Source organism: Baaleninema sp., assembly GCF_049974805.1.
Classification (GTDB): domain Bacteria; phylum Cyanobacteriota; class Cyanobacteriia; order Cyanobacteriales; family Geitlerinemataceae; genus Baaleninema.
The window spans coordinates 1-8,401 of sequence record NZ_JBNGCO010000154.1; the positions used below are offsets into that span (position 1 = coordinate 1).

An 8,401-nucleotide genomic window follows, 5' to 3' on the forward strand; every position below is an offset into this window, starting at 1 on the left:
ACTTTTCCAGACTCAACCGGAATCCAACGTCTCTCAAGGAGAGTTGTCTGAATCGAAAACCTGGGAAACTCTCGATTTTTTAGAGAATCCATCCCAACGAGATGTCTCTCAAGGAGAGTTGTCTGAATCGGAGGTTTCGACAACCGGGGAAAATTCGGGTTTCGTCGATAAAGCCGAGGGAAACTGGAACGTCTTCAAAAGACTTTTGTCGAATCAACCTCTCGAAATTCGCGTTTACAGTTTCGATTCGGATTCTGAAGACGGTTCGATTCCCTGGATTTCTCTTCCGCCAGATTTGCGGGGACAAGTTCAAACCCTTCGCGACGAGGATTTAGATGTGCTGTTCCTCTGTGGAGAGATTACCGCGACAACCACAGCTTTAACCTTGCTGTCGCTTCATCGTTTGGCGAGAAATCAAGCCGTTTTAGAAGAAATTTCAGAGTGGGAGATGTGGCGGCGTTCTCCAGATTTGGTAACAAAGGCTACACAAGAGTTCGTAGGGCAGCACCTTTCCCATTATACCTATAGTGTACCTGCAACTTGCGAGAAAGTCAATCCGGATTTCGACTTAAAATCGAGGTTGGGAATTTCGTCCAAAACTAAGATTTTACTTTCCTACGTTTACCCAGATAGCTTAACGGCTGAATTACGAAACGTTTGGGCAACAATTCTCGATCGCACACCCAATAGCCTCCTTGTTATCGCCCTCTGCAACCTCGAACACCGAAACATTTTGCAGGTAAACCCGCGCGATCGCATCTCCGAAACCTTACAACAGCACCAACTAGATCGCTCCCGCGTTCTCCTTCTCAACTCCCTCAATTCAGATCTCCTAAATTCTCTCTACTTCCAAACGGACATCTATCTCGACAGTTTCCCCAACTCTCCCATGATAGGAATCCAAAAAGCTGTCGAGTTCGAGCTTCCCATTGTGGCGAAAACCGGAGCCACACCCCGCAGCCAAACTCGCGCCAAATTCCTCAAAACTGTCGAGTTTCGAGGTGCGATCGCTCGTCATATTTCCGACTACATCGATCGCGCCACCGAGCTAATATCTAATCTAAAAAACGTCAAGTATTTTTAACAAAAATTAAATAAATAATCTCAAAGTCTCTGTATTATTGGTGGTGATGTTTCTCCTCAATCCATCTCAAAAACCCGTGCTACCATACATCCAATAACATTTGTTAACATACCCCCCAACCCATCCCGTTAAAACCATGACACCAACCCTCTCAATTGTCATCAATAGCTATAACCAATCCCACTATCTCAAACAAGCCATCGAAAGCGTTATAGTCCAAACCTACAAAGACTTCGAGTTACTGATTTGGGACGACGGTTCCACCGACGACTCCGTCGCGATCGCCCGAGAATTCGCCGCCACCGACAGCCGAATTCGCGTCGTCGCCGCCTCCCATCAAGGGCGCGGAAAAGCCCTGAAAGCCGCCATAGAAGAGACTCGCGGAAAATATTTAGCGTGGGTCGATCGCGACGATCTCCTCGCGGCCACCGCCCTCGAACAAACCGCCGCCGTCCTCGACACGCACCCCCATATCGGGATGGTGTATACCGACTACATCGACATCGACGAAAACGGAAACTTCCTGCAAAAAGGCGATCGCTGTCGAATTCCCTACTCCCGCGATCGCCTCCTAACAGATTTCGTCACCTTCCATTTTCGGCTACTGCGTCGAGACGTTTTCGATCGCGCCGGAGGCATCGACCCCGCCTTCGAGTACGCCGAAGACTACGACCTCTGCTTGCGACTTTCCGAAATTACCGAAATTTACCACCTTCCCCAACCCCTCTATTGCTACCGCCTCCATCGAGATAACACCTCCTGGCGACATCAAAACCTGCAAATTGCGCGATCGAAAAAAGCCGTCGAAAACGCCCTCGAACGACGCCACCTCAGCGACACCCTCAAACTCGACGTTGTAGACGGTCAATTTCTCCTGCGTCCGCGTCCCGCCGTACCCTTCACCCGCGTCGCCGCCGTTCTCGCCTCCCTCACCATTCCCCTGGTTCCCCTCTCCGCCACCGCCGAACCCGAAACCCCGCCCCAGCTAGGGAACCTCACCAACCTTCCCCTGAGTCAATCTCTCGGCGACGGCGTGACGGAATCCGACTTAGACGACGCCTTCAAGGGACTCAAACACGCCGATTCTCCCGAAGCCCACTCTAACGAACGCATCGGACGGGGGTACGGCGGAAGCGGTTACGGAAGCGGTTACGGAAACGGCTATGGTGGCGGTGGCGGCGGATATCGCCACCCCGGACGGATGTCGCCGCCGTCGTTCCCCTTCCCCCGTCAAGAGATGAAAGACACGAACTACATCATCGCCCCCGACGGAAATATCCAATTCCGAAAACCCTAGAATTAGAGGTAACAGTTGACTGTTCACTGTAAAAAGCGATCGTGTTGGAGTTAATCGCGACCTTCCGGGGCGAACTAGCCGCCCTCTCCGCCGCCTTTGTCTGGGCGATGTCCTCCGTCGTGTATAGCCGCGTCGGACAGCGAATTCCCCCGCTGCAACTCAACCTCATCAAAGGTGGCTTCGCCATTGCGATGATTCTCGTGACCTTGGGGCTGCGGGGGACGTTTTTTCCGGAAATACCGACGCTATCGCTGCTTTTGTTGGCCTTGAGCGGAATTTTAGGTATCGGACTGGGAGATACTGCCTTTTTCAACACCTTAAACCGACTTGGCGCCAGACGGACGCTGCTGGTGCAAACCCTCGCCCCGCCCCTTACCGCGTTGCTGGCGGTTACGTTTCTTGACGAGGTATTGACAAAAACTGCTGTTTTTGGTATATCATTAATTCTCTTTGGAGTGGCGTGGGTGATTAGCGATCGCGTCAGCGAGACCCCTGCCGAAACCCAAAACCTCTGGCAAGGGACGATGTGGGGGGTTGTGTCGGCGCTGTCCCAAGCCGGAGGAGCCGTCTTGTCTCGGGCGGCGTTAGCCGAAACCCCTGCCACGCCGTTAAGCGGGGCGTTAGTGCGGTTGGTGGCGGGGGTGGCGGTGTTGCCCCTGTGGATGGTGTGGATGCCGGGGGCGGTGAAGTGGAAACCCGTGCGATCGCCCCGAATGTGGGGAATCCTGGCCGTCGCCGCCTTTTTCAGCACCTACCTCGCCATCTGGCTGCAACAGACCTCGTTGAAATTCGCCCCGGCTGGCGTATCTCAGACCCTCGGTGCCACGAGTCCCCTGTTCGTGTTGCCCGTAGCCGCCTGGACGGGGGAAAAAATCGGACTGCGTGCCGTGTTGGGGGCGATCGCGGCGGTGGCAGGAGTGGGATTGTTGTTTTCCTGACCCGCTAATCCCGATTCGGTCGAAACTGCTGTTCGACCGCTTGAACGAGAACGTCGCGGGGAAAAAATCGCGTTAGCGTTGTCATCACTTGATTGGCGAAGCCACCCACCACCACGTTCGAGGTATCCTTCTCCAAAGCGGCGATGGCGTCTCGAACCACCTCTTCCACCGACGCCAGTTGTTGCGAATTGCCGTTAGAGGCAGGAGAACCGGACACCTCGAAAAAGTTAGTATCCGTCGGACCGGGACAGAGGGCGAGGATTTTGACGCCAGTTTTGCGGTTTTCCGCCCAGAGAGACTCGCTAAAACTCAAGACAAAAGCTTTCGTCGCCGCGTAGACCGAAAAATAGGGTAGAGGTTGAAAACTGGCGATCGATCCCATATTGAGGATACAACCCGATTGCCGCTGCTGCATCGGTGGCAGAAAGCGATGGGTCAAATCCACCAACGCCGTCACGTTCAACTGAACCATCGAAAGAATTTTCGCGCGATCGCTCTTAGCGAACTCCCCGTAATCGCCGAATCCCGCATTATTAATCAAAAGATCGATGGTCGTTCCCCGTCCTTCCGTTTCTGTATAAACCCGTTCCACATCTTGGGGTTGCGTCAAATCCGCTACCAGAACCGTCGTGTCGATGCCGTATTGAGGTTGCAGTTCCTCAGCCAGTTGCTGCAAGCGATCGATCGATCGCGCCACCAGAACCACATCCATCCCGCGCGACGCCAATTGTCGGGCGAATTCCGCCCCAATTCCCGAGGATGCCCCCGTCACCAATGCCGTAGCCATAACCCATCAAACGCGACAGTTCCCTCATATTTTAAGAGTTTTCATCTTTTCTCGCCTTAATCGCCGCAAGTGCCTGTTTCACCGCCTCCAAATCCGATTTGCGGTCTTCTTTCCCATAGCGATCGCAGGCCAACAACAAATCCTCCACCGCATCGTCGTCCTGCCTCAAATTCGCCAAAGCCAAACCGCGATTGTGATACGCTTCCGCCAAATTGGGATTCGACGCCAAACAGCCCGCAAAGGTATTGGCGGCCTTCCGATAATCTCCCGCCCGAAACTCCTCACAACCGCGATGAAACACCGGGGCCACATCGTCCGCCAACTTACGGCGTTCCACCGGCGACTCAAACAGCACCACCTGACTGCCCGCCCCCTCATAAGCCCACAGCATCACCGCCAAGCCCACACCGAGAACCGCCACCAGCACCGACAAGCCCACCAATTGAGACAGTTCCATCCTTTGTCTTTCCTCTTTACAACAAACAGAGAAAAATTGATAATTTCTTCCCCTCTCCCCATCACCTCATCATCCCATCACCTCCCCCTCTCCGAAAGCTTTCCACAGAAAAAACGGGTTGACCCGTTCGAGAAGTCAACCCGCAAGCTTGGGAACGCGCAGAGTTTTTATTTTTGAACCATCAGTTTAACGTTGGCATTTTGCAGCCCGGGACGACGGACTTCAGCCAAAGTTTTGTTAACCGCGTATTTTTGATTGATGGAATTGATGAGTTCGGTTTGATTGTGCTTTTTAGCCACGCCCCAGAGGTCAGCGATGAGGTCGAAAGAACCGTCGCCGTTGCGAGACCAGCCGAGATCGTAATCGCCTTCGAGAACCGCCACGATGTCGGCACGAACGCGCTGGCCGTTGTAGCCGCGAACATCAGCTTCAGTTTTCACAGAGATGCCGAGGTCGCGCAGAGAAGATTGTAAAACTTCAGCGTCGGTGATTTTGGTGCGCAGGGTGCTAAAGTGAGACATGAGTTTCCTCCTAGTGGAACTTGGTTGAGAACAGATAACGTGGTTGGTTGGTTAGATTCCACACCGAAAATCGGTGTCGGACTGAATCGTTAGCCGAGTTAAGGCTAACCTTTCCCCCCGGTGGCAGCCGGGAGAAAGCTTGTTACGACTCCATGCGCTGATAGTCAGCCATAGAGGAGGCAGCCGGACGCGCCCGCTGTCTTGCCCAATCCCGTAGCGCCGTGACCTGTTCGGTCATCGTCTTGGACAGAGGCAGCGTGGATTTGACGGCAGCAATAATATCGAGTTGAGTAAACTCCCGGTCTTGTGCGAACGCTTCGTACATCGCAGCAATGACCGCCTGCTCGATTTCCGCGCCCGAGAAGCCGTCGGAAACTTTGGCCAGTTGTTCCAGGTCGAAGCGACTGATATCGCGGCGACGCTTGGACAAGTGGATGCGGTAAATATCTTTACGTTCTTCGGTGGTGGGCAAATCGACGAAGAAGATTTCGTCGAAGCGTCCTTTGCGCAGGAACTCACCGGGAAGGCGTTCGACGCGGTTCGCCGTCGCCATCACGAACACCGGAGAGCTTTTTTCCTGCATCCAGGTCAAGAACGACCCGAAAATGCGGCTCGAGGTTCCCCCGTCGGAGTCGGAAGACCCCGCACCTCCGGCAAAGGCTTTATCCAACTCGTCGATGAAGAGAATCACCGGGGAAATGGACTCAGCAGTTTTCAAAGCGTTGCGGAGGTTGGCTTCGGAACGCCCCACCATCGACCCATCGTAAACCCGTCCGATATCCAGGCGCAGCAGGGGCAGCCCCCACAAACGGGACGTGGTTTTGGCGATGAGGGATTTTCCGCAGCCGGGAACGCCGAGGATTAACATCCCTTTCGGTTGCGGCAAGCCGTACTCTCGGGCTTTTTCGGTAAACGCCCCCGAGCGTTGGCACAGCCACCGTTTCAGCTCTTCCAAGCCGCCGACGGAATCGATGGTTTCGTCTTCCTCGATATATTCGAGGATGCCGTTGCGACGAATCAGTTGCCGTTTCTCGGACAGGACGATTTCCATTTCGGCTTCCGTCAGACGGTTCGCCGTCACCTGGGCTTTGCGGTAAACTTTTTCGGCTTCGTCTTTCGTTAAGCCCAACGCGGCTTTCAGCAGCTTTTCGCGAGCTTCGGTACTAATTCGTTTGTTGCGACCTTCGGCAAGCTGTCGGGACAAGACGCGGTTGAGTTCTTTCATGTCCGGCAGCGGGAAATCCATCACCACTACTTCTTTTTCTAGCTCGATGGGGATTTGCTGCACCGGAGACATCAACACGATGGTTTTGTCCGTGCCTTTGAAGTAGGCGATGGCATCGCGAAGGGCCCGCGTGACGTTGGGGTTTTCTAGGAACGGGTGCAGGTCTTTGAAGATGTACACACCCGGTTCCTTGTGCCGAATCGCCCAGTCGATGGCCGCTTCCGGGGATAAGGTGTTGTGAGGGTTTGCCCCGCCAGTCTGGCTGTAATCGATCGTCCCTTTGGTCGAAGTCCAGGTGAAGACCCGGCGTTGAGGTTTGACGGCACCAGCGATCGCGGCGATGGCTTGCTCGGCACGTTCCTCTTCAAAGGTGACGAGGTAGATTAAGGGGTATTGAGCTTGTATGAGGATGCTTAGCTCTTCTTTCATGACCATCGACCGACTACAACGGAGCAATTCGAGCGGAGACTTTTTTAAGATTTAAACTTAGCAGGTGACTAAGCCTTCTTCGGATTCTGGGTTGAGACTCGCGTTGACTTTTTCGACAGAAATGTCGTCGTCTTCGAGAACCTCTTGGCGATCGCCCACGGCCACTAAATCGCCTTCTCGCAATACACTTTTCGTCTCGCACGCCGGACAACTATAAACCCGGTGTGCGTTCCCAGAAACGGCGTCGAGTTCTTCGACGACTTCTGGATGCGCTAGAAAAAACTTTAACGCTTTCTGCGCTAACGCCGACATGGGTTCTCCATCGACCGCTGCTCGTATTTTGAGCTTGCGGTGGAGTTCTGGCGTTAGATATAGCGTTACTTTCTGTTTGTCTTCCATCTGAAGTTCGGGTGGGTTTACCCAGGTATGTTTCTGACTTTAAGGGGTACTTTCGGGACTGTCAAGATGGTTTGCTGGTTTGACGTCACTTTTGTAATATTTCGTTACATTAAAGCCTCGATCGATGGGGTCGGACGAGGGGTGCGATCGACATAATGGCAGGGGTTTGAGCTCGATTTCTCCGAAATATTATTCACCACAGAGACACAGAGGACACAGAGGGGGGAGAGGAGAAATGGCTGGGATTATGGTTCGGACGCCCTGGGAACGGATATCTTGGAAAGCGTACTTGTAACGCCTTCTGCTGTTGCCAGATGTATTTCGACCCTATTTTTGCTGTTTTGACGCCGGACGACTTCCTCAAAGCTACGGTCTGGTCTCTCGGATTTACGGGATTTTTCGCCTTGCTGGCCTTGGTGGCGTTCCTCTTGAAATGGGGATTTCGCTTCCGGCTCGTGGGGGTGACGGGCTTTATGATAGTGCTGACGAGCGGTTTGTTCGCTCTCAGTATCTTTCCGATTACCACGACGGTGGTACCGGGGGCGGTGAATTACTCGGTGGTGTACGACGACGGCGGCGGACAGGTCGTCATCACCGTTCCCCAGGACGTGACCGAATCGCAATTGGAGGCGACGTTACGCCAAGCGGCGATTAACAAGTTTTCTCCCGGCCGGTTGGGACGAGATTTGTTGATTCGCGCCCGCACGGTGTTGCATCCGGAACCGGGACTGTCCGAACCCTTGTATTTGGGTCAGGTGACGCGATCGCTCTCCGACGCCGACGAATCCCGCTTCGAGATCGAGATCGATCGATCGCAACTGGCGCGACTGGCTGACTCCTGACATCCTCCCGACCCCCGGACGTTTCCTTCTCGATCGTCCGGGGGGTTTTATATCATGTTTTGCCCCAAAAAGTCGTTTCTGTCACATAAATTAATTTAAAACTGCGTTAGCGTGAGAGACAGTGATGCGATCGCCGCAGGAGCCAGCGAACCATGAGTCTCGTCCGTCAAATCGAGATCCGTGCCTTAGACTCGTTCAAGGGCGGAATGGCAGAATTCTACACGCCCCAATCGAGCCACGAAACCATGTTGGTGGAGGTGTCGCCCCATACCGTCGATACCCTTTTCGTCCACCACTTCCAAACCGACCAACTGCTCGTGGTACGAGGAAGCATGGTATTAGTCACCTTGCAGAACCGCCGATACGACTATCAAGATCCGTCGCAGTACTCCGCCCATAGCCGAAGGCTTGGGGGGTGGTGA

The 8,401-nt window shown here is 53.9% G+C and carries 10 protein-coding genes; 5 read left to right on the forward strand and 5 right to left on the reverse strand.

The window, feature by feature from the left end:
* From ACP5D4_RS19840 to ACP5D4_RS19850, 3 genes are all read left to right on the forward strand, one after another.
* Window positions 1–1,084: hypothetical protein (locus tag ACP5D4_RS19840; protein WP_428013344.1), on the forward strand; the 1,084-nt coding region annotated here is incomplete at its 5' end.
* A 136-nt stretch (window positions 1,085–1,220) separates the two neighbouring features.
* Window positions 1,221–2,381 carry a glycosyltransferase gene (locus ACP5D4_RS19845; RefSeq protein ID WP_428013345.1) on the forward strand — a complete coding sequence of 387 codons (1,161 nt, stop codon included), beginning with the start codon at window positions 1,221–1,223 and terminating at the stop codon, window positions 2,379–2,381.
* A 41-nt stretch (window positions 2,382–2,422) separates the two neighbouring features.
* Window positions 2,423–3,319, forward strand: coding sequence for a DMT family transporter (locus ACP5D4_RS19850; protein WP_428013346.1), 897 nt, complete (start codon window positions 2,423–2,425; stop codon window positions 3,317–3,319).
* A 4-nt stretch (window positions 3,320–3,323) separates the two neighbouring features.
* On the opposite strand, the gene ACP5D4_RS19855 is transcribed toward ACP5D4_RS19850, so the two are convergent.
* The 5 genes from ACP5D4_RS19855 to ACP5D4_RS19875 all read right to left on the reverse strand — a co-directional run bounded on the left by ACP5D4_RS19855 (window position 3,324) and on the right by ACP5D4_RS19875 (window position 7,137).
* Window positions 3,324–4,106: an SDR family NAD(P)-dependent oxidoreductase gene (locus ACP5D4_RS19855; RefSeq protein ID WP_428013347.1), complete on the reverse strand. Its 783-nt coding sequence runs from the start codon at window positions 4,104–4,106 to the stop codon at window positions 3,324–3,326.
* Window positions 4,107–4,137: 31 nt separating this feature from the next.
* On the reverse strand, window positions 4,138–4,563 hold the full coding sequence (locus ACP5D4_RS19860; RefSeq protein WP_428013348.1) for a hypothetical protein: 426 nt from the start codon (window positions 4,561–4,563) through the stop codon (window positions 4,138–4,140).
* A 167-nt stretch (window positions 4,564–4,730) separates the two neighbouring features.
* Window positions 4,731–5,084: a DUF1257 domain-containing protein gene (locus ACP5D4_RS19865; protein ID WP_428013349.1), complete on the reverse strand. Its 354-nt coding sequence runs from the start codon at window positions 5,082–5,084 to the stop codon at window positions 4,731–4,733.
* Between the two features lie 142 nt (window positions 5,085–5,226).
* Window positions 5,227–6,738 (reverse strand): AAA family ATPase, encoded by a 1,512-nt coding sequence (locus ACP5D4_RS19870; protein ID WP_428013350.1) that lies wholly within the window; start codon window positions 6,736–6,738, stop codon window positions 5,227–5,229.
* 57 nt (window positions 6,739–6,795) lie between these two features.
* Window positions 6,796–7,137: a hypothetical protein gene (locus ACP5D4_RS19875; RefSeq protein WP_428013351.1), complete on the reverse strand. Its 342-nt coding sequence runs from the start codon at window positions 7,135–7,137 to the stop codon at window positions 6,796–6,798.
* A gap of 314 nt (window positions 7,138–7,451) precedes the next feature.
* Between ACP5D4_RS19875 and ACP5D4_RS19880 the strand changes: the two genes are divergently transcribed.
* Window positions 7,452–7,979, forward strand: a complete 528-nt coding sequence (locus ACP5D4_RS19880) for a Ycf51 family protein (protein ID WP_428013352.1) — start codon at window positions 7,452–7,454, stop codon at window positions 7,977–7,979.
* 152 nt (window positions 7,980–8,131) lie between these two features.
* A complete protein-coding gene (locus ACP5D4_RS19885; protein ID WP_428013353.1) occupies window positions 8,132–8,401 on the forward strand; it encodes a hypothetical protein in 270 nt (89 codons plus the stop codon).